19 protein-coding genes and 1 pseudogene are annotated in these 18,941 nt (G+C 63.8%); 11 read left to right on the forward strand and 9 right to left on the reverse strand.

Translation table 11 applies throughout. The features are described 5' to 3' along the window. On the forward strand, positions 1 to 797 hold a 797-nt coding region (locus ABSG20_RS10455), incomplete at its 5' end, for a branched-chain amino acid ABC transporter permease (RefSeq protein ID WP_423864428.1). 152 nt (positions 798 to 949) lie between these two features. Next, positions 950 to 1,993, forward strand: coding sequence for a branched-chain amino acid ABC transporter permease (locus tag ABSG20_RS10460; protein WP_423864429.1), 1,044 nt, complete (start codon positions 950 to 952; stop codon positions 1,991 to 1,993). A gap of 159 nt (positions 1,994 to 2,152) precedes the next feature. Here ABSG20_RS10460 and flgH read toward each other — a convergent pair whose 3' ends face one another. From flgH to flgF, 4 genes are read right to left on the reverse strand one after another with little or no spacing between them, the layout of a single operon-like run. Beyond that, positions 2,153 to 2,866 (reverse strand): flagellar basal body L-ring protein FlgH, encoded by a 714-nt coding sequence (flgH, locus tag ABSG20_RS10465; protein WP_423864445.1) that lies wholly within the window; start codon positions 2,864 to 2,866, stop codon positions 2,153 to 2,155. 47 nt (positions 2,867 to 2,913) lie between these two features. Next, positions 2,914 to 3,999 carry a flagellar basal body P-ring formation chaperone FlgA gene (gene flgA, locus ABSG20_RS10470; protein WP_423864430.1) on the reverse strand — a complete coding sequence of 362 codons (1,086 nt, stop codon included), beginning with the start codon at positions 3,997 to 3,999 and terminating at the stop codon, positions 2,914 to 2,916. An 8-nt stretch (positions 4,000 to 4,007) separates the two neighbouring features. Continuing rightward, positions 4,008 to 4,796, reverse strand: coding sequence for a flagellar basal-body rod protein FlgG (gene flgG / locus ABSG20_RS10475; protein WP_423864431.1), 789 nt, complete (start codon positions 4,794 to 4,796; stop codon positions 4,008 to 4,010). 21 nt (positions 4,797 to 4,817) lie between these two features. Next, entirely contained in the window at positions 4,818 to 5,579 is a 762-nt protein-coding gene (flgF, locus tag ABSG20_RS10480) for a flagellar basal-body rod protein FlgF (protein WP_423864432.1), read from the reverse strand. Positions 5,580 to 5,959: 380 nt separating this feature from the next. On the opposite strand from flgF, the gene fliL reads away from it, so the two are divergent. From fliL to ABSG20_RS10510, 6 genes are all read left to right on the forward strand, one after another. Beyond that, complete coding sequence (gene fliL, locus ABSG20_RS10485; protein ID WP_423864433.1) at positions 5,960 to 6,448, forward strand: flagellar basal body-associated protein FliL; 489 nt, start codon at positions 5,960 to 5,962, stop codon at positions 6,446 to 6,448. Positions 6,449 to 6,466: 18 nt separating this feature from the next. Next, complete coding sequence (fliM, locus tag ABSG20_RS10490) at positions 6,467 to 7,669, forward strand: flagellar motor switch protein FliM (protein WP_423864434.1); 1,203 nt, start codon at positions 6,467 to 6,469, stop codon at positions 7,667 to 7,669. After that, a complete protein-coding gene (locus ABSG20_RS10495; RefSeq protein WP_423864435.1) occupies positions 7,666 to 8,106 on the forward strand; it encodes a DUF6468 domain-containing protein in 441 nt (146 codons plus the stop codon). Before fliM ends, ABSG20_RS10495 begins: the two co-directional genes overlap by 4 nt. Continuing rightward, the gene (locus tag ABSG20_RS10500; RefSeq protein WP_423864436.1) at positions 8,103 to 8,894 is read left to right on the forward strand and encodes a MotE family protein; all 792 of its coding nucleotides are present in this window, start codon (positions 8,103 to 8,105) and stop codon (positions 8,892 to 8,894) included. The genes ABSG20_RS10495 and ABSG20_RS10500 overlap by 4 nt, the downstream gene beginning before the upstream one ends. Positions 8,895 to 8,996: 102 nt before the next feature. Further along, positions 8,997 to 12,857 carry a tetratricopeptide repeat protein gene (locus ABSG20_RS10505; protein ID WP_423864437.1) on the forward strand — a complete coding sequence of 1,287 codons (3,861 nt, stop codon included), beginning with the start codon at positions 8,997 to 8,999 and terminating at the stop codon, positions 12,855 to 12,857. Between the two features lie 77 nt (positions 12,858 to 12,934). After that, a complete protein-coding gene (locus ABSG20_RS10510; RefSeq protein WP_423864438.1) occupies positions 12,935 to 13,171 on the forward strand; it encodes a hypothetical protein in 237 nt (78 codons plus the stop codon). A 38-nt stretch (positions 13,172 to 13,209) separates the two neighbouring features. Here the strand turns inward: ABSG20_RS10510 and ABSG20_RS10515 are convergent, their stop codons facing one another. The 5 genes from ABSG20_RS10515 to ABSG20_RS10535 all read right to left on the reverse strand — a co-directional run bounded on the left by ABSG20_RS10515 (position 13,210) and on the right by ABSG20_RS10535 (position 17,191). Continuing rightward, entirely contained in the window at positions 13,210 to 14,442 is a 1,233-nt protein-coding gene (locus tag ABSG20_RS10515) for an extracellular catalytic domain type 1 short-chain-length polyhydroxyalkanoate depolymerase (protein WP_423864446.1), read from the reverse strand. Positions 14,443 to 14,448: 6 nt separating this feature from the next. Continuing rightward, the gene (locus ABSG20_RS10520) at positions 14,449 to 14,868 is read right to left on the reverse strand and encodes a CopG family transcriptional regulator (RefSeq protein WP_423864439.1); all 420 of its coding nucleotides are present in this window, start codon (positions 14,866 to 14,868) and stop codon (positions 14,449 to 14,451) included. A 152-nt stretch (positions 14,869 to 15,020) separates the two neighbouring features. After that, positions 15,021 to 15,653 (reverse strand): 2-dehydro-3-deoxy-6-phosphogalactonate aldolase, encoded by a 633-nt coding sequence (locus ABSG20_RS10525; RefSeq protein WP_423864440.1) that lies wholly within the window; start codon positions 15,651 to 15,653, stop codon positions 15,021 to 15,023. A 21-nt stretch (positions 15,654 to 15,674) separates the two neighbouring features. Next, entirely contained in the window at positions 15,675 to 16,622 is a 948-nt protein-coding gene (locus ABSG20_RS10530; RefSeq protein ID WP_423864441.1) for a 2-dehydro-3-deoxygalactonokinase, read from the reverse strand. A 137-nt stretch (positions 16,623 to 16,759) separates the two neighbouring features. Then, complete coding sequence (locus tag ABSG20_RS10535; protein ID WP_423864442.1) at positions 16,760 to 17,191, reverse strand: cupin domain-containing protein; 432 nt, start codon at positions 17,189 to 17,191, stop codon at positions 16,760 to 16,762. Between the two features lie 124 nt (positions 17,192 to 17,315). On the opposite strand from ABSG20_RS10535, the pseudogene ABSG20_RS10540 reads away from it, so the two are divergent. The 3 genes and pseudogenes from ABSG20_RS10540 to ABSG20_RS10550 form a co-directional block, all read left to right on the forward strand. Further along, a pseudogene (locus tag ABSG20_RS10540) lies at positions 17,316 to 17,603 on the forward strand (DUF1700 domain-containing protein); the annotation flags it as partial. A gap of 93 nt (positions 17,604 to 17,696) precedes the next feature. Continuing rightward, positions 17,697 to 17,891: a hypothetical protein gene (locus tag ABSG20_RS10545; protein ID WP_423864443.1), complete on the forward strand. Its 195-nt coding sequence runs from the start codon at positions 17,697 to 17,699 to the stop codon at positions 17,889 to 17,891. 226 nt (positions 17,892 to 18,117) lie between these two features. Then, positions 18,118 to 18,941: serine hydrolase domain-containing protein (locus ABSG20_RS10550; RefSeq protein ID WP_423864444.1), on the forward strand; the 824-nt coding region annotated here is incomplete at its 3' end.

Raw genomic sequence — 18,941 nt, forward strand, 5'->3', positions numbered from 1 at the left:
TCTCGTTGACCTTCGGCATCATGCGCCTGGTCAATCTCGCCCACGGCGATCTGATCGTGCTGGCGGCGTTCGCGATCCTTTCGCTGGCGACCTGGTTTGGACTTGATCCCTTCCTGGCGAGCCTGGTAGCAATGCCGGCGATGTTCGTGGCTGGCTTCGCCCTGCAGCATGTCCTGCTCAATCGCACCCTGGGGCAGGACCTGTTGCCGCCGCTGCTGGTGACCTTCGGCTTGTCGATCATCATTCAGAACGGACTGCTCGAAGCCTTTACCGCGGACAGCCGGCGGCTGCGGCTAGGTGCGATCGAGACCGCCTCGATCGACATCGGCGGCGGCCTTGCGATCGGTGTGATGCCGCTGCTCACGCTCGGCTCCGCCGTCGCCGTCATCCTGCTGCTCAATCTGTTGTTCTATCGCACCGCGCTGGGACGGGCCTTCCGGGCGACTTCCGACGACCTCGAAATCGCCCAGCTGATGGGCATCGACCATCATCGCATCTATTCGATCGCCATGGGGGTGGCGATGGTGGTGGCAACGATAGCCGCGCTTTACCTCGGCATCCGCGCCAATTTCGATCCGACCATCGGCCCGGCGCGGCTGATCTACGCGTTCGAAGCGGTGATCATTGGCGGCCTCGGAAGCCTGTGGGGCACGCTCGCGGGCGGCATCATCATCGGGCTGGCGCAGACCGTCGGCGCCAAGATCAACCCGGAATGGCAGATACTGGCGGGTCACGTCGCGTTTCTGGTCGTGGTGGTGCTGCGGCCACGCGGCCTGTTTCCCCGCGCCCAGGATTGAGCTCCAGGGCATGATCCGGAAAAGTGAAAACCAGTCTTGCTCGCGACTTGAGCGCAGCGCGAAGATCATGCGCAATCGGAAAGACGAGATCATGATCCGATTCAATCTGATCGGATCATGATCCAGTGGCCAAGGGCGACGGGAGCCAGGGGATGGAGCCGGCAGGCTATCGGATCGAAACCAGGACCCGCGCGTCGGCGGTCTTGGCGCTGGTGGCTGGCGCCGTCGTCTTGGTCTTTGCCGCGCTGCCTGCCTTTGCCGGACGAGGGCTGATTGAGGATCTGATCTTCGTCTTCTATATGCTGGCGCTGGCGCAGTGCTGGAACCTGCTGGCGGGCTATGCCGGTCTGGTCTCGGTCGGGCAGCAGGCCTTTGTCGGCCTCGGCGGATATATGCTGTTCGCGCTGACGACCGGCGCCGGCGCTGATCCGATCGCAGCGGTGGCGTTGGCGGGCCTGATCGCCGCGCTGTTTGCGGTGCCGACGGCCTTGGTCGTGTTCCGGCTTCGCGGTCCGTACTTTGCGGTTGGAAGCTGGGTCGTTGCCGAGGTGTATCGGCTGGTGTTCGCACAATTCAAGCAACTCGGCGGCGGCACCGGTACATCGCTGCCGCCATCGGCCACCAACGGCATCTTCGGCATCGAATGGGTGAAGGCGATGCTCGAGGTGCGGGCGCCGGCGGCGCGCGACATCATTACCTACTGGATCGCGCTGGCGCTCGCGGCCGGCGCGCCGCTGTTGGTCTATCTGGTGCTGCGTTCGCGCTACGGCCTCGCCTTGTTCGCGATCCGCGATTCCGAAACAACCGCCGAAAGTGCGGGTGTCGACAGCTTCCGCGCCAAGCTCGGCATCTACGTGCTGGTCGCGGGTGCGACCGGGATGATCGGTGCCCTGATCTATCTGCAGAAGGCGCGGATCTCACCCGATGCCGCGTTTTCGGTGCTGGACTGGAGCGCCTACGTGATTTTTGTCGTCATCATCGGCGGGGTCGGCACCATCGAAGGTCCCATCATCGGCGTGATCGTGTTCTACGCGCTGCAGCGCTATCTGGCGGACTTCGGCACCTGGTACCTGATCCTGCTCGGCGCGCTGGCGATCCTCACCATGCTGTTCGCCCCCAAGGGCATCTGGGGATATGTCGCGCAGCGTTACCACATCGCGCTGTTCCCGCTGCGACGAAGGCTGGTGCGGTCTTGATGCTGACGAATCACGGCCCCCGCCAGGGGAGCTGGCGGAGGCCGCGTAGGACACCGCATTGCGCCTAGGTTCGCGTTGCGATGTGGGAGCTCGGGGGTCGCCGGTCGATGCGGGCCTTGCGGGTCCTTGAAAAACTCCGTTTGCTTGTTCGTTCCTGCGCTAGAACGGCAGCAGCACGTCCATCACCTGCTGGCCGTAGCGCGGCTGCTGCACGTCGCTGATCTGGCCGCGGCCGCCATAGGCGATGCGGGCCTGGGCGATCTTGCTGGAATCGATGGTGTTGTCGCTCTGGATATCCTCCGGCCGCACGATGCCGGCGACGATCAGCTCGCGGACCTCGTAATTGACGCGGATCTCCTGCTTGCCTTCGACCACCAGATTGCCGTTCGGCAGCACCTGGGTGACCACGGCGGCGATGTTGGTCTGCAGGCTCTCCTGGCGCTGCACCGAACCCTTGCCGTCGGAGGACGCGGTCGAATCCGCCGTCAATAGCCGGCCCGGCAATATCTTCGAGGCGGTGGCGCCGAGTGTCTTGCTGCCGATGAAATCGGTGATCCCGGAATCTTCATTGGCAGCGCGGCTGCGCTGGGTCTCGTTGGCGAAATTGGCCTGGTCGGTGATGTTGACCGTCACCGTCAGCAGATCGCCGATCTGATGCGCGCGCTGGTCCTTGAAGAACGCGCGGCTGCCGTTGCGCCACAGGGAATTGGCGTTGTAGGAGACCGTTTCCGGTTTCGGCATCGGCATCTGCACCGGCTTGTAGCCGGGCTGCGCCGTCGGATTGTCGATCGACGACAGTTTCGGCTGCTCACCGATCTGGGACAATCGACCGATCGACGAACAGCCGCCGGTGATGCTGACGAAGGCCAGCATGGTGCCGGTGACGGCGGTGCGTTTGATACTGGACGTCAGCATGTACATCACTCGGCTTTTGGAGACACTTGCGAAGACACTTGCGAATTGCTGTTGGTGACCGAAACCGGTGCGGCCGGTTCGGGTGACGGCATCGAGGAGGTTGCATCCGATCCGGCGCGAAGCCTCGGCGTGGCGACCGAGATCGAAACCTGGCCGCGACCGACCACGACGCCGGATACCGTGCGCTTGGATTGCAGGTTGAGCACGTTGACGACATCGCCTTCGGTGCCATTCTCCAGCGCCTTGCCGCGCACGGTGAGATAGAGGCCGGGGGATTCGTAGATCAGGGTGACGGTCTCATCGCGTTGCACCAGATCGGGCCTGGCGAGATCGGCGGTCCGTAATGCCTGGCCGGCGCGCAGCGCTTTGCGCATCTGCATGCCGACCGCGCGATCGCGTGCGGCGGCGTCGCTGCCGATGCCGGCTTTCGGGCGCCGCTCGACCGTCACATCGGAAGCCTTCAGCACGTCATTGTGCTCGACATCGCGGGTCAGCACCGCGGCTTCGACGGTCTCAACCGCGGTGCCGGTAAAGCGCAGGCTCAAGGGCGTCGTATTGGCGTCATTGCCGATCTGGAAGCTGACATCGAAGCGGCCGCCGCGCGGATCATACCTTGACGAAACCGCCTGCAGCGTCCCGCTGTTCGAGGCATCGAGCTGCAGGTCTTGCAGGTCGCGATCGAACGTCAGACTGAGGTTGGCGGCGTCGCCGAGGCCGCCGCGGTGTTCCAGCGCGCGCGCGACCTGAAGCTCGATCTCCTTGCCCTCGAGCGTGCGGGCGACCCGCGTCACCGAAATCTCGCGGATATTCCCGGTATCGACGCCGATCACCTGATGCGACCGCAGCACCGCCAGCAGCTGCGCGGTCGGCAGCGAGCCCGTGGTGCCGAGATCGGGCGCGCGATAGATCGCGATCAGCGCCGAGGTGCCGGCGTTGTCGATGACGTCGCCGATCCGCACCACCTCGCCTGACACGGCAACGCTGGCGCGCAGCACCGGGGCAGCGATGACGTCGATGCCGTTCTCGGCGCGCACGGCAGCCGGGGCGGCGGCGAACAGGGCCGCCAGGAAAATTCTGCGTAGCGTCATCATCAGCTCCCTCAGCGGAACAGCGCAGTAGTGGATTGCATCATCTGATCGGCCGCGCTGATCACCTTGGCGTTCATCTCGTAGGCGCGTTGCGCGGCGATCAGGTCGGACATCTCCGAGACCACGTCGACATTGGCCTGTTCGAGGCTTCCTTGCGTGATCGTGCCATAGCCCTCGACGGAGGCGAGGCCGTCCTGCGGCGGGCCCGACGAAGGCGTGTCGGTGAACTGGTTGTTGCCGACCGGCAGCAATCCGGCCTTGTTGATGAAGCGCGTCAGCCCGATCTGGCCGACGATCGTCGAGGAGGTCGATCCCGGGAGTGTGACGGAGACCTGGCCCTGGGCGTTGACCGTCAGGCCCGACGCATTGTTGGGGACGGTGATCGATGGCTGCACCAGATTGCCCCCGACGGTGACGATGCGGCCCTGGTTGTCCATCTGGAAGGTGCCGTCGCGGGTATATTGAAAGGTGCCGTCCGGCATCAGGATCTTGAAGAATCCCTCGCCGGTGATCGCCAGATCGAGATCGTTGCCGGTCTGCGACAACGTTCCTTGCGTCATCGAGCGCGGCGTTCCCACGGTCTTGACGCCGCCGCCGATATCGACGCCGACCGGCAGGATGGTGCCCTGGTCCGAGGCCTGCGCGCCGACGCGGCGGATGTGCTCGTAGATCAGATCCTGGAACGCGGCGGTCTGCTTCTTGTAACCGGTGGTGCGCAGGTTGGCGATGTTGTTGGAGATCACCTCGACGTTGAGTTCCTGGGCCGCCATTCCGGTCGCAGCTGTATGCAAAGCTTGCATCGATTGTCTCCTGGGTGGTCGTTAGGCCGGAACGTCGGCAAGTTTCTCGATCGCGGACTTATGCAGATCGCTCTGCTGCTGCAGCAGGTTCGCGATCTGGGCATAGGCGCGCGTCACCTCGATCATGGTGCTCATTTCCGCCACCCCGCTGACATTGGATTTCTCGATGAAACCCTGTTGCACCACGGATTTGGTGTCGGGTTGCGGCGCGGCTTCGCCCGCCGAATAGAGGTTCGAGCCCTCCTTCAACATCTTCTGCGCGTCGGTGAAGCTGACCAGCCGGAGCTTGCCGCGGATTGAATCGGTCCGGCCGCTGGCCTCCAGCACAGTGACGGTGCCATCGGGCGCGATGTTGATGTCGTGGTCGGTCGGCTGAAATACGATCGGTCCGCCGGTGCCGACCACCTGATCGCCGCCGGCGGTTACGAGCTGGCCCACGTTGTTGATCTGCAGGCCGCCATCCCTGGTGTAGCGCTCGCCGGCGGCGGTCTGCACCGTCAGAAAGCCGCTGCCGCTGACCGCGATGTCCAGTGGGTTTTTGGTCTGCTCGAAGGAGCCCTGCGAGAAGTCGTGAAAAGTGCCGCGATCCAGGACAAAGCTGACGCGGCGGTCCCTGCCCACGAAGTTGTCTTCATGAGCACCCGAGGCCAGATATTCCTCAAACAGCGACCGGTCGGCCTTGAAGCCCGGGCTATTGACGTTGGCGATATTGTTGGCGACGACGTCGATCTGTCGTTCCAACACCGTCTGCCGCGAAAGTCCGATGAGAAGCGCATTCTCCATCGCCAGTTCTCCCCTTGTAACGATCCGCCGCCTTCGGCCCTCCCAGGCCCCTTCGTTCGGATCCGATGATGAACCGCGAAGGACTCTCCCAAGCCCCGCGGGTTTCGAAGACTACAGAGCGAAAGCCGTGCCAAGTTGGAAAACGCTGATGTTGGAATGGCTTGGAGGTTTGATCGGATCGCCACTGGGCGGCAATAAGGTCTTGTTGACCATGTTTACCCGGCAACTTTTTCCTAGTTGGAGGGCAAAAGAAAGATTGCGTTAACCATTGTTACCCTAGCTTCCAATTCAACGGGCGCTGTTGCGCCGGCAGCTTTGGTATCGCGTCTCAGGCCTGCCGGGCGGACCAAGGGCTCATTTCGAACGAGCGGAAGCGGGCGATGGCAGATAACGAACAAGCAGAAGGCGGCGCGCCAGCGCCGGTCGCCCCCAAAGGCAAGCTCAAGCTGATTATCGCCGTGGTTGTCGTACTTTTAGTGGTCGGCGGCGGCGGCGGCTGGTTTTTCTTGTTCCGGCATCACGATGACGAAAAGCATGCGGAGGCGAAGGTAGAAAAGCCGCCGCTGGTATTCGTCGAAGTGCCGGACATGCTGGTCAATCTGGTCAATGGGCCCGGCGAGCGGGTGCAGTATCTCAAGGTCAAGGTCGTGCTTGAGCTCAAGGACGAGAAGCAGGTCGAGGTGGTCAAGCCGTCGATGCCGCGCGTCATCGATATTTTCCAGACCTATCTGCGCGAGCTGAGGCCGACCGACATCAACGGTTCCGCGGGCCTGTATCGTCTCAAGGAAGAACTGACCAAGCGGGTCAATGTCGCGCTGTTGCCAATTCAGGTCAACGCGGTGCTGTTCAAAGAAATCGTCGTTCAGTGACGGAACGGATCAGACATCATGGCGGGTAACGATCCAGTCGACCAGGATGCCATCGCAGCGCAGTGGGAGGCCTCGCTTGATTCCGAGGATCCGGCGCAGGCCGCCGAAGCGGCGGCGGCGAACGAACTTTCCGGCACCATGGCGCTGCAATGGGCCGCCATGGTCGAAGACGGCAGCCGCGATTTCGGCGGCGGCAAGAACGGCGGCGAACGTGTGCTGTCGCAGGACGAAATCGACAATCTGCTCGGTTTTTCCGCCGGTGAGGTCAACCTCGACGACCATTCCGGCATTCGTGCGATCATCGATTCGGCGATGGTGTCCTACGAGCGTCTGCCGATGCTCGAAATCGTCTTCGACCGTCTGGTGCGGTTGATGACCACCTCCTTGCGCAATTTCACCTCCGACAACGTCGAAGTCTCGCTCGACCGCATCACCTCGGTCAGGTTCGGCGACTACATGAATTCGATACCGCTGCCGGCGGTGCTGTGCGTGTTCAAGGCCCAGGAATGGGACAATTTCGGTCTGGCCACCGTGGACTCCAGTCTGATCTATTCGATGATCGACGTTCTGCTCGGCGGCCGCCGCGGCCAGACCTCGCTGCGCATCGAAGGCCGGCCCTACACCACGATCGAAACCAACCTGGTGAAGCGGCTGGTCGAGGTCGTGCTGGCCGACGCCGAGCAGGCCTTCAGGCCGCTGTCGCCGGTCTCGTTCTCGATCGACCGGCTGGAAACCAATCCACGCTTCGCGGCCATCAGCCGGCCCGCCAACGCCGCCATTCTGGTGCGCCTGCGCATCGACATGGAGGATCGCGGCGGCAATGTCGAGCTCTTGCTGCCCTATGCGACCATCGAACCGATTCGCAGCGTGCTGCTGCAGATGTTCATGGGCGAAAAATTCGGCCGCGATCCGATCTGGGAAGGTCACTTCGCCACCGAAGTCGCACAAGCCGAGATTTCGGTCGATGCCGTGCTCTACGAAGCCGACATTCCGCTCAAGCAGTTGATGCGGCTGAAGGTCGGCGACACCTTGCCGCTCGAAATGCGCGCCGACGCGCTGGTGGCGGTCCGCTGCGGCAACGTCACCTTGACCGAGGGGCGGATGGGCCGGGTCGGCGATCGCGTCGCGATTCGCGTTACCAAGCAATTGCGTAAACCGAATACCACCTTCGCGATGTTCGAGAAGGCCGATGAACAGACCAAACTGATGGAGGCACAATGAGTCACACCCTCGGAATTGCGATCGAGAGCCTGGTGGCGATCCTGCTGATGCTGACGATCGGCTATTGCATGCTGCTGAACACAAGGCTGAAGCGCCTGAAGGCGGATGAACATTCGCTGAAGGCGACGATCGCCGAGCTGATCACGGCGACCGAAATCGCCGAGCGCGCCATTGGCGGCCTCAAATTCACCGTCCGCGACGTCAACGAGCATCTCGGCCACCAGCTGACATCCGCTGCCCAGATGTCCCAGCAGTTGAAAAACCAGCTCGCCGAAGCCGACGGTGTGATCAGGCGGCTGTCCAAGATCGCGGTCGCGGCGCGGCCGGCTGCGCCCGCCGCCGAGGCCGCGGCCCCCAGGGCATCCGCGGCCAAGGCGGTTGCCGCGGCGGCTCAGGCATTTTCCGATCGCAGAAGGCCCGCTGGCCTCGCCGCATGAAATCCGTCCGCGACATCAGGGTCATTCCGGTTGTGCTGATCGCGATCCTCGGCCTCACGGTGCTGAAGGTCGCGGGTTTGGTGATCGATGGCGGCTATGTATTCGACTATCAGCCGCAGTCGACGACCAAGCAATCCTGGGCGCAGGAAAACCTGAATTTTCCCTCAGGCAGCAACATCGACTCTGAAGACATCACGGGTTCGGCCGACGAAAAGCCCAAGGAAAAGGAGAAGGGCAAGGAGGAGGCTACCAAACTGCCCGCTGCGGCTGCGGAAGCGAAGCCCGAGGGCGTCGTCCTCTATCCCGATCAGAGCCAGCCGGTATCGGCGTCGGAGCGTGCGGTGCTCGAGCGGCTGCAGTCGCGGCGCCAGGAACTCGATGCGCGGGCGCGCGAAATCGACATTCGTGAAAGCCTGCTCAAGGCTGCCGAAAAGCGGATTGATTCAAAGACCGAGGAACTGAAGGCGACCGAATCCCGGGTTGCGACCTCAACCGAACAGAAGGGCGAAACCGACGCCGCGCGCCTCAAGGGCATCATCACCATGTATGAGGGCATGAAGCCGAAGGACGCCGCCAGAGTGTTCGACCGGCTCGAGATGAGCGTGCTGTTCGAAATCGCCTCGCAGATCGCGCCGCGCAAGATGTCCGATATCCTTGGGCTGATGTCGCCGGAGGCGGCCGAGCGGCTCACCGTCGAAATGGCCCGGCGTGCCGGCGGCGACAAAAGCTCCGCCGCAGCCGATCTTCCCAAAATAGAGGGCAGGGTGTTGCCGCAAAAGACCAATTAGCCGGAGTATTTAACAGGTCCTTAAACCGCCAATTCTACATTCGAAGGCGCGGCCGCGGGTATCGGCCGGCGATCTTATCGTTGAACTGAAAGATATGCTGGAATGGCGCGAACGGCTGCCGCTTTATTTGGGTCGCTAGGCCGCATCGGCGCGCGGACGGTGCAACTTTGGCCCGGCGGGCCGCCATGGCTTGTCACCTGCCTGGCTGTGATGTTGACGCTTTCCGGCGCCTGCCAGGCCGAACCGGTCAGGGGCGAGGCCAGCTTCGCTGCGGCCAATGGTTACGCCCGGCTGGTCCTCAAACTCGCCCAGGATGTCGATACCGAAGTGACCGCCGCCGGCATGATCGTCGTCATCCACTTCAAGCAGCCGGTCGATATCCCGGTCGACCGGCTGTCCAATGCGGTGCCGGACTATGTCGGTTCGGCGCGGCGCGATCCCGACGGCACGGCGATCCGGCTGTCTTTGGCGCGCAAGGTGACGATCAATACCATGACCGCGGGCGAGCGGGTGTTCGTCGATCTGTTGCCTGATGGCTGGAGCGGTCCGCCTCCAGCGCTTCCGCTCGATGTGGTCCGCGAACTATCCGAGCGAGCCCGCGCCGCCGAACGCGCGCTGCGCCAGCAGCGGCTGTTGGCGGACGCGAAGAAACGCGCGCCGGTTCGGGTCCGCGCCTTGATGCAGCCGACCTTTGTGCGTTTCGTCATTGAAATGCCCGACGGCGTCGGCGTCTCGTCCGTGCTGAACGACCGCAAGCTCAAGCTCGTGTTCAGCGCCGCGCTCACCTTCGATCTGGCGGACGCCGAGGTGGCTGCGCCGCCCAACGTGGCCTCGATCGGTCAGCAGATCGAGGGCGAATCGAGCGCGGTGGAAATCGCCTTGATCGGCGATGTCGATGTGCATTCCTTCCACGACGACAAGAACTACATTGTCGATGTCGCCTTCCAGCAAACGGAAAAACCGCGCGCTTTGCCTTTGGCACCGGACGCCTCGGCGGCTCCTGCCGCCCCGGTGGCAAGCGCGCCGGCAGCATCCGAGAAGCCCGGCAAGGGAGCTGCGGCATCGCAGCCGTCCGGCGAAATTGCGTTGCCGACGTCGGAGACGTTTGCCAAACAGGCCAACATCGCGATCAATCCCGCGGCGGCGGCAAAGAAATCGCCTGCGCCGGAACCGCCGAAACCGCCGCATTCCGCAAAGGAGATGCCGGCTGCGGAGGCGCCGGCGCTGAAAAAGCCGACGTCAGCCGCGGCCGAGCCCGCACCGGCAGCGTCGGAGAAGCCCGGCAAGGGATCCGCGGCATCGCAGCCATCACCGGAGATGGCGCCGCCGCCGTCGGAGACATCGGCCAAACAGGCCAGCGCCGAGATCAATGCCCCGGCGGCGGCGAAAGTATCGGCTGAGCCCGAAATGCCGAAGCCAGCACGTCCCGTACAGGAAATGCCGGCTTCCGAGGGGATGCCGAACAAGTCGACCGCAGCGGCGTCCGAGGCTGCGCCCGAAACCGGCGCCGGCGCCGGCGGCGCAGTGCTCGAAGCCAGGCGAGACAGCGACGGACTGCGGCTGACGTTTTCGTTCGCCACCCCCACGCCGGCGGCGATGTTTCGTCGTGCCGATGCCGTCTGGCTGGTGTTCGATTCCAAGAAGCCGATTGACGTCGAACCGATCCGAAGCAAAGGCGGGGCCATCATCGCCGATGTCAGTCGGGTGCCGCTGGACCAGGGTCAGGCGATCCGTATTCGCCTCAACCGTCCTCAACTGCCGTCCATGACCGGCGACGAGCAGGGCGAGGGTGCGACCTGGAAGGTCGCCTTCGCCGATACGATGCAATCGCCGACACAACCGCTGTGGGCGTTACGAAATGCCGCCAATCCGGCATTTGCCAATGTCACCGTGCCGATTGTCAACCCCGGTCGCCTGCACAGGCTGCTCGATCCGGACGCCGGCGACGTGCTGATGGTGGTCACGGCACCGCCGCCGGTTCGCGGCTTCATCAAGCGGCAGGATTTCGTCGAGCTGTCGCTGCTCGAATCGGTCCACGGCGTGGCGATTCGTCCGAACTCCGAGGACGTCACGGCGGAGATCTCGGTTGACAAGATCGTGCTCGGCAAGCCCGGTGGCTTGACGCTGTCGTCCGCTGACGTCGCGGCGGAGCGGGCGCCGGGCGCGGTGCGGCAGCTTTTCGATATCGACGAGTGGCACAAGAATCAGGAGGGAGATTTTGTCACGCGACAGAATGCGCTGATCGATGCCGCCGGGGCGGCCCAGCCCGATCAGCGCGCCTCGGCCCGGATCGACCTGGCACGTTTCCTGATGGCGCGCGGGATGTATCCGGAAGCCCGCGGCGTTGCCGCGCTCGCCCTTGGCGACATAAAGCCAGGGCCGGAGGAATCGGCCGCTCTGATGCTGCACGCGATTGCGAGCATCCTGATGGGGCAACCGGAGCAGGGTCTGAAGGACCTTGCCGATCCGGCAGTCGCAAACAACAACGATGCACAATTGTGGAAGGCGCTGGCCGAGGCCCGTCAGGGCAAGTGGGTGGAGGCACGGGAAAAGTTCAAGAACGCCGGATTTGCCGTCACCTCGCTGCCGATCGAACTGCAGCGCAGTATCATCCTGGACGCGATGCGCGCCTCGCTCGAGGTCGGTGATTTTTCCGGCGCCGCCAAACGCGGCAGCGAGTTGGAGGCGATCGGCATACCCAGCGAGCTCAAACCTGCGGTCTCGGTCTTGCGCGGCCGGCTCGCCGAAGCGCTTGGGCAGGAAAAGGACGCGCTGGATAACTACAAGTTTGCCGTGGATTCCACCGACCGGGCCGCCGCGGCCGATGCCAAACAGTTCGAGGTTGCGCTGAAGCAGAAGCGCAACGAAATCACCCAGACCGACGCCTTGCGCGAACTGGAAACGCTCTCGGTGATCTGGCGCGGCGACGCGGTCGAGGCCAAGACGATGCAAATGATGGCGCGCATCTACGCCGCTACCGGACGTTACGCCGAATCGCTCGCGGCGGTGCGGACCGCGACCAGGCTGCAACCAAATTCGGAAGGCTCGCGGCAGGCCCAGGACGCAGCGGTCGAGCTGTTTTCGCAGATCTTTCTGAGTCCGAAGGGCGAAGACCTGCCGCCGATCGACGCGCTCGGGATGTTCTACGAGAATCGCGATTTGACGCCGATCGGCCGGCGCGGCGACGAAATGATCCGCCGGCTTGCGGATCGGCTGATCGCGGTCGATCTGCTCGATCAGGCCAGCGAACTCCTGCAATATCAGGTCGAACACCGGCTGGAGGGTGCGGCGCGCGCGCAGGTCGCGGCCCGTCTCGCGATGGTCTACCTGACCAATCGCAAGCCGGAGCGCGCCATCGTGGCACTGCGTTCCACGCGCATCGCCGATCTCTCGGGCGAATTGCGGCAGCAGCGGCTATTGTTGGAGGCGCGGGCGCAAAGCGACGTCGGACGCCACAGCCTCGCGCTCGACATCATTACCAACATTCCCGGCCGCGAAGCGATCCGGCTGCGCTCCGATATCTACTGGGCGGCGCGCCAGTGGCGGGAGGCCTCGGAGCAGATCGAATTGTATTACGGCGACCGTTGGCGCGACTTCCAGCCGCTGAACCCGCTGGAAAAGGGCGATGTGATCCGAGCGGTGGTCGGCTATGCGCTGGCGGAAGATGGCATCGGTCTGGGGCGGTTCCGGGAAAAATATGGCCCGCTGATGAGCGGCGAAGCCGACCGCGCCGCGTTCGAGACCGCCAGCAAGCCATCCGACGCCAACAGCGCCGAATTCGCCCAGATCGCCAAATTGGCCGCGGGCGTCGATACGCTCGACGGCTTCCTGCGCGAGATGAAAGCGCGCTTCCCGGAAATGAGCTCACGGGCACCGTTGCCGGCAGCCGCGAAAGCCGACCCGGATCCGACCGGCTCGCTGCCGCAGATTGTCGGGTCGAAGCGGGTCGACGCGGCAAGGTAGCGCCTCACACCGCAACCAGCTCTCGACAGGCGCTTGCCGGCACGGCAACCTGCAGCCTCCCGGAGCAAGCCGCCATCATGACCAAGCCCAGCAAGACCGCGGCCGAGCTGATTGCGATGGCCAGAGCGGAATTGAAGGTCCATGCCGACTGTCCGGACGGCATCATGATCTCCGTTCTCGAAAGCGCGGATTCCTGGGAATTCCGCACCGCGGCCGACGCGGCGACGGTTGCAAAGCCCGGCTATCCCGAATGCGTCGCGTTGATCGTGCAGATCGGCGACCACCTCGCCAAGCAGTTTGATGTGAAGGGGTAGATTGTTAGCCGAAGGCGCAACCCGCCTTTCATCGTCGGCTACGGGCAACGGGCTACGGACTGCTCCGGGAGCGAATGATCCAGGAAGAATCGCAGCATTTCCCTGGTGGCGTCCGGCCCTTGCGGATCGGTGTAAGAGCCGGCAGGGCTGCCTCCCGACCAGGCATGTCCGGCGCCATGGATATTCCAGTGCTCAAGGATAGCGCGCCCGCCCGCGTCGGTATGGATTGTGCGGGTATAGGCATGTCCTCCTTGTACCCGCCCGCGATACAGCTTCGTTTGCGTGCTCGTCGTTCTCAGGGATTGCCCAAGAATGTGATCGCCGTTGCTTGGATGCACCGTCATGTCGCGATCGCCATGAAAAACAATGGTCGGGACCGTCCGGCCGCCCGTCAGAATGATCCCCTCGCCGGACCCGGAAGAAGCAGCCGAAGCCCCTTGTCGCATGGCGACAAACGCGGAGGGAAGGTCGGTGGCTGCCCCGCAGGCGAGGCCGGAGTGAATGCCGATTGCCGCGTACAGATCAGGGTATGTTGCTCCCATGATAGCCGCCGCCGCCGCTCCGGCCGACAGTCCGGCAATGTAGACGCGCTTCTGGTCAACCGCATAGTCGCGCATGATCTGGCGCGTGATGCCCGCGATCAGCGAGGGTTCACCGCTGCCCCGCTGCTGGTCGGCGGTGCGAAACCAGTTCCAGCATTTTGCCTGGTTTGCCTCGCGGCGCTGTGCGGGGTAGACCACCAGGCAGGTTTTTTCCTCGGCGATGAAGTTCATTCTGGTGCCGGCGGCGAAATCGTCGGGCGACTGGGTGCAGCCGTGCAGCATGACGACCAAAGGAAGCGGTTGACCCCGATAGTTGCTGGGGATGAAGAGCCTGTAGTTGCGGCTTCCCGCCGGATTGCTGTGGGACCCTTCGATGTACTTTCCGCCTTCCGGCAGGATGTCCGGCGTGGACGGCGGACCGCGCTTGACCTTGGCCCTCGATCCGAGCCCGGAGCGCCCCCGTGTATGCTGGCGTAACTCCTCGCCGGGTATTCGCGGCCTGTTCGATGTGTCCGGGGAATGCGGACGATCTGCCTTGCCGATGACATTGGCCTTCGCGTCAATGATCAGCGGCTCGCGTGTTGCAAAAGAAGTTTCGGCTGCGGCGCCGGATGCCGCGTCCGCCGCGGCCTCACCACGAAGCATGCGCTGGAGCAGTGCCGTTGCTTCGACGAGCCGCCCGGCGCGCGTGAGGCGCGTGGCTTCGCGAACCATGTCCTGTTTCAGCATCATCTGTCACCGCATCCGGTCGGCCAGAGCGGCCTTGACCGCCGCACTGGCATGCAAGGCTCCAAGCACGGCGACCGAGGCAATGGTCGCGCGCGCCAGCGCGGGCGTGACGTCCTGGGCAATACTGGCAAGGCCCAACACATTGATGTGCAGCATCTCACCAGCCTGGCGCACCGCTTCGAGATCTTCGCGGCTGTAGTTCCGCAGACCGAGGTCAAGACTCTTGCGCGCCGTGGACTGCTTGACGACGTCGGCGTGACGTTCGAGCTGGTTGCGGATCGCGGTTCGGATGAAATCAGTACGGTTCGAATAAAACCCTTCCTGCACCATGAGATCGACGTGACCGAGGTCAACGAAACCAAGATTGATCGTAATCTTCTCGGTCTCGGGGGGCCTTGGTCGGAGCTCGCGGACATTATCTGCCATGTGTTACCATCCATATACCATCCGTATGGATGCTATATGGATGTCGCCCAGAAGCCTGTCAAGAGGGTCATCGGTCCCGGAACGCGCGGCGCCGCCGCGGAATAGCGGTGGACCGTCGGATTAATCTGTATGGTCCGCCATTCGCGGAACGCTCATTCGGGCTGCAGGCGGCGCCATGCGGCGACGAACCTGGCGGCGCGATCGGCGACATCGGCGACGGTCATGGCTGGCTTGAACAGCGCCGACCCGAGCCCGAAACCTGAGGCCCCGGCGGCGTGGTAAGAGGCCATGGTCTCGGGCGTGATGCCACCGACCGGGAGGATGCGCGTTCCCTGGGGCAGCACGGCGCGCATGGCGCCGACCGCGGCGGGCGGGATCATCTCGGCCGGAAAGGCCTTCAATGCATCGGCGCCGGCGGCGAGCGCGGCGAAGGCTTCGGTCGGGGTCGCTATACCCGGCGCAACGAAGGCACCGAGATCCTTGCCGGCGCGGATGATGTCGGTGTCACAATGAGGCATCACGATCAATCGTCCACCCGCGGCCGCCACATCGCGCGCGGCCTGGACTGACATCACCGTACCCGCGCCGACCAGCGCGACCGCGCCGAGCTTGTCCGACAAAAGGCGGATCGATAGCGACGGCTCGGGCGAATTGAGCGGCACCTCGATCAGGCGGAACCCGGCATCGAACAGTGTCTGCCCTATTGCCACGGCCTGAGCGGGTTGCAGCCCGCGCAAGACAGCGATCAGCGGCAGCTTGCGCATCGCAGTGTCGAAATCCAGCATCGCATCACCTTGAGGTTCGGGTTACTGAGGCGCGGAGGCTTGCGAAACCAGGTTCCGCTGTTGTGCAATTCGCCACAAGCCTAACGCCCCGGCGTCCTCGTTCCCGGTCGTCGTGGAAATTCCGGCTTGCTGAAATGCCGTTTGATAGCGCTCGATCAGGATGTCGCCACCGATGATCAGGGGGGCGATCTCGGCAAGGCCCCAGCGCCGGGACAGCGCGAGGCCTTCGCTGATCTCAGCGCCGATGAGCAGGCCTGACAGCGCCGCGGGGGCCAACTCCGGCGCCAGTTCGTCAAACAGGCCGCGCGCCCGGATGCCGAAGAGCGACTGCATCAGTCGTGCCTCGCCATCGAGGCTCGCCGTCAATCCCGCCGCAAAGCTTCGACGCACCGCCTCGACGTCCGGGCCGGTGTCGGTGTCCGGCATGAGCCGAGCCAGGATCGTGTGGCGTCGCAACGCCTGATACATCTCGCCCGTCATGAAGGTGACGAAATCCCGGATCCGGCCATCCTCGATCAACACCCATTTGCAGTGAGTGCCCGGCAGCACGATCAGCTGTCGGCCGCGGCCGAGCCGCGCGCCGAGGATTTGGGTCTCCTCGCCGCGCATGACATCGCGCCGGCCGCCGACGTCGCGCAGCGCAACGCCAGGCACGATTTGCGCGTTGATGCCCCCCGGCACCGGCTGCAGGTGATCGGCCAGCGTCGCGATATCGGCTGGACAAAACACGTAGGGTGCCTCGATCCAACCCTGCCGCGATCCGATCATGCCGGACATCAGGATCGGGACATCAGGCGCAACGCTATCACTGGCGACAGCCTCCAAGATCTCGCGAAACTTTCCATCGGCGACCTTCAGGATGCCGCGATCGGAGCGCTCGCGCTCGATGATATCCCCCGTTTTCGAAAACCGCCATAGCCGCATCGATGTAGTGCCCCAGTCGACACCGATCAGCGCCGTTTGGCTCATGCTACCCCCTTGTTTCCCGGCACGGGACTCCACACGGTGCTATTTGCAATTCGGTGACAGTGCATTCAACGATCATTTGCCAGTGAAAGGCCGCGCCTTCCCCGGGACGGTCGGAGCGGCGTCGAAGGTGGCGCTGCCTAGGCCGGCGCCGGCGACGCCAGCGGCTTGCCTTTTTCGACCACATAGGTGCTGACGATCACCGTCTTGACCGCGCCGTTCTTGGCGCCGGCATGCGGGGTCTCGACCGGCACCTGGAAGCCCTCGCCCGGCTTCAGCATGCGGGTTTCCTGGCCCTGGATCGGCAGTTCGAGGCCGCCTGACACGACGTAGCCGGACTCGATGCCGGGGTGGGTGTGCCGTGCCACCAAGGTCCCTGGATCGATGTTGATTTCGACAACGAGAGTGACATAGCCGGGCACCGGCCCGTCCATCTGCGACAGGATCTTGCGCGAGAAGCCCGCCGGTGCCGGCGGCGGGGTGCTTTGCGCGGACGCGTCGGTTGCTACAAACTCGGCGAGCCCGCACAGCGCACAGGAAGCAAGACCGGCAAAGCCACGTCTTGTCAGCATGATCGTATCCTCCTTTGTTTCCAGATCATCAGCGTCCAGATTGATGCGCGGCAATAGTAGGCCTTTCGAGGTGGCGCGCAAGATCGAGAGGGCGCGCAAAGGAATGCAAGATACGGACTTCCGTTTCGATGAAGCCCACGCCTCCGGGCGCAGCGAGCAGGAGGTGGCCGCGGCACTTGGCGATCCCAGGCGGCTGGCGCGGGAATTGCGCGCCGAAAGCGGGCTGCGCCGCTGGGAAAACCACCGCAGCCTCGGCAATTCCGCCGCCGCATTGCTGGCGCTTGGCGGGCTCGCGGCGGTCGATATTCTGTTCCTGCTGCCATTGATGTTCGCCGTGACGCTGACCGTTCTTGTCATCGGCCTCGTGATCTTCGTGCTCGGGATCGTCGGCATCGGACTGCTGCTAAGTCTCAATCACACGTATCAGGTTCGGGACAAATCAAGCAGCTGCCATAGACTCGATGCCATCAGGCAGTCGAGCGCAACACGCAGGCGACATCGATGAATGCTAAACAATCGTTCTTCCGAGGTCGACTGGGCCGCCGCATGGGGCCGTGGCGGGCAGCGCGTGTTCATCGCGCCGTCGCTCGATCTCGTCCTGGTCGTGACGGCTGGCCTCTATCACGGTTTTAACCAGCGCACGGTGCCTATCGAGGTCCTGAACCGTTTTGTCCTGGCGGCGATCGAGCCGCGCTCGTGATGGTGATGGGAGCCTGCCATCGGGCGCGCATTCGCGCGACCCGTTGGGCTCCAATCCGGCCTGCGCGCTGGCGGCCGAAGCCGAGTGAATCGGTCGAAGATGACCCGAAGCCGACCTCGGTGAGTCACGTGTTTGCCTCAGAAATCGCCCTTGGCAAAATTATCTGATATGTTTGCGCGGTCGCAAAAGGTCTCACCGAGAGGATCGAATGAGACGGCGCCAGTTTATGTCACTTCTCGGCGGAGCTGCGCTGGTACCGTTCGGCGCGCTGCCAGTGTCCGCGGACCCGCCCGACGGCTGCGGTGTTCCGGTCGCGCGGGACGACGGCTGGCCCGTCGCCTCCGTCAATCAAGACAAGCTCATCGACCGCGCTGCATTGTGCAGGATGGCGGATCGGCTCGCCGCCTTGAGCGACCCGAATATCCATGCCGTGCTTGTCGCCCGCGGTGGCAAGCTGGTGTTCGAACGGTACTTCAGGGGTTCCGACGAGGTGCCCGGCCGCTTTTACGGCAGCAGGGTGGAAAACATCACCTTTGATGCCGATACCTTGCATAACGTGAAATCGGTTTCAAAGAGCGTCGCGTCACTCGCCGTCGGGATCGCGGTCGATCGGGGGCTGATAGGCAGCGTCAACGAACCGATCTTCAGCTTCTTCCCCGAGTTGTCGGACTTGCGATCCCCCGAAAAGGAACGCATCCAGTTGTCGCACGCGCTCACCATGTCGATGGGTCTGGAGTGGGTGGAGGCGACCCCGGCCACTGGAGACAATAACGACGAGGTGCGCATGCATATGGCGCCCGATCCGTGTCGTTACGTCCTCGGTCTTCCAGTGACGGCCCCGGCCGGACAAGAGTTCTTCTACAATACCGGCGCGCTCACGCTCGTGTCGGCCATCATCCGCAAGGCTACCGGACGCCCGCTCGACGAATTTGCGCGCGAGACCTTGTTCGAGCCCTTGGGCATTGCCAAAGTGGAGTGGATGCGGGTCAAGGGGGATACCGATGCCGGCGGGGGATTGCGCTTGCGACCGCGCGATATGGCAAGAATCGG

This window comes from Bradyrhizobium sp., assembly GCF_049512235.1.
In the GTDB taxonomy this organism is placed as follows: Bacteria; Pseudomonadota; Alphaproteobacteria; order Rhizobiales; family Xanthobacteraceae; genus Bradyrhizobium.

Bases quoted from the DNA above. Each gene is read 5' to 3' on its own strand.
- ABSG20_RS10525 (WP_423864440.1), bottom strand. From the start codon at position 15,653: ATGCTGGATTTCGACACTGCGATGCGCAAGCTGCCGCTGATCGCTGTC.
- ABSG20_RS10535 (WP_423864442.1), bottom strand. From the start codon at position 17,191: ATGCTGACAAGACGTGGCTTTGCCGGTCTTGCTTCCTGTGCGCTGTGC.
- ABSG20_RS10495 (WP_423864435.1), top strand. From the start codon at position 7,666: ATGAGTCACACCCTCGGAATTGCGATCGAGAGCCTGGTGGCGATCCTG.
- ABSG20_RS10510 (WP_423864438.1), top strand. From the start codon at position 12,935: ATGACCAAGCCCAGCAAGACCGCGGCCGAGCTGATTGCGATGGCCAGA.
- flgA (WP_423864430.1), bottom strand. From the start codon at position 3,999: ATGATGACGCTACGCAGAATTTTCCTGGCGGCCCTGTTCGCCGCCGCC.
- fliM (WP_423864434.1), top strand. From the start codon at position 6,467: ATGGCGGGTAACGATCCAGTCGACCAGGATGCCATCGCAGCGCAGTGG.
- ABSG20_RS10515 (WP_423864446.1), bottom strand. From the start codon at position 14,442: ATGCTGAAACAGGACATGGTTCGCGAAGCCACGCGCCTCACGCGCGCC.
- ABSG20_RS10530 (WP_423864441.1), bottom strand. From the start codon at position 16,622: ATGAGCCAAACGGCGCTGATCGGTGTCGACTGGGGCACTACATCGATG.
- flgH (WP_423864445.1), bottom strand. From the start codon at position 2,866: ATGCTGGCCTTCGTCAGCATCACCGGCGGCTGTTCGTCGATCGGTCGA.
- ABSG20_RS10520 (WP_423864439.1), bottom strand. From the start codon at position 14,868: ATGGCAGATAATGTCCGCGAGCTCCGACCAAGGCCCCCCGAGACCGAG.
- ABSG20_RS10500 (WP_423864436.1), top strand. From the start codon at position 8,103: ATGAAATCCGTCCGCGACATCAGGGTCATTCCGGTTGTGCTGATCGCG.
- ABSG20_RS10545 (WP_423864443.1), top strand. From the start codon at position 17,697: ATGCTAAACAATCGTTCTTCCGAGGTCGACTGGGCCGCCGCATGGGGC.
- ABSG20_RS10505 (WP_423864437.1), top strand. From the start codon at position 8,997: ATGGCGCGAACGGCTGCCGCTTTATTTGGGTCGCTAGGCCGCATCGGC.
- flgF (WP_423864432.1), bottom strand. From the start codon at position 5,579: ATGGAGAATGCGCTTCTCATCGGACTTTCGCGGCAGACGGTGTTGGAA.
- fliL (WP_423864433.1), top strand. From the start codon at position 5,960: ATGGCAGATAACGAACAAGCAGAAGGCGGCGCGCCAGCGCCGGTCGCC.
- ABSG20_RS10460 (WP_423864429.1), top strand. From the start codon at position 950: ATGGAGCCGGCAGGCTATCGGATCGAAACCAGGACCCGCGCGTCGGCG.
- flgG (WP_423864431.1), bottom strand. From the start codon at position 4,796: ATGCAAGCTTTGCATACAGCTGCGACCGGAATGGCGGCCCAGGAACTC.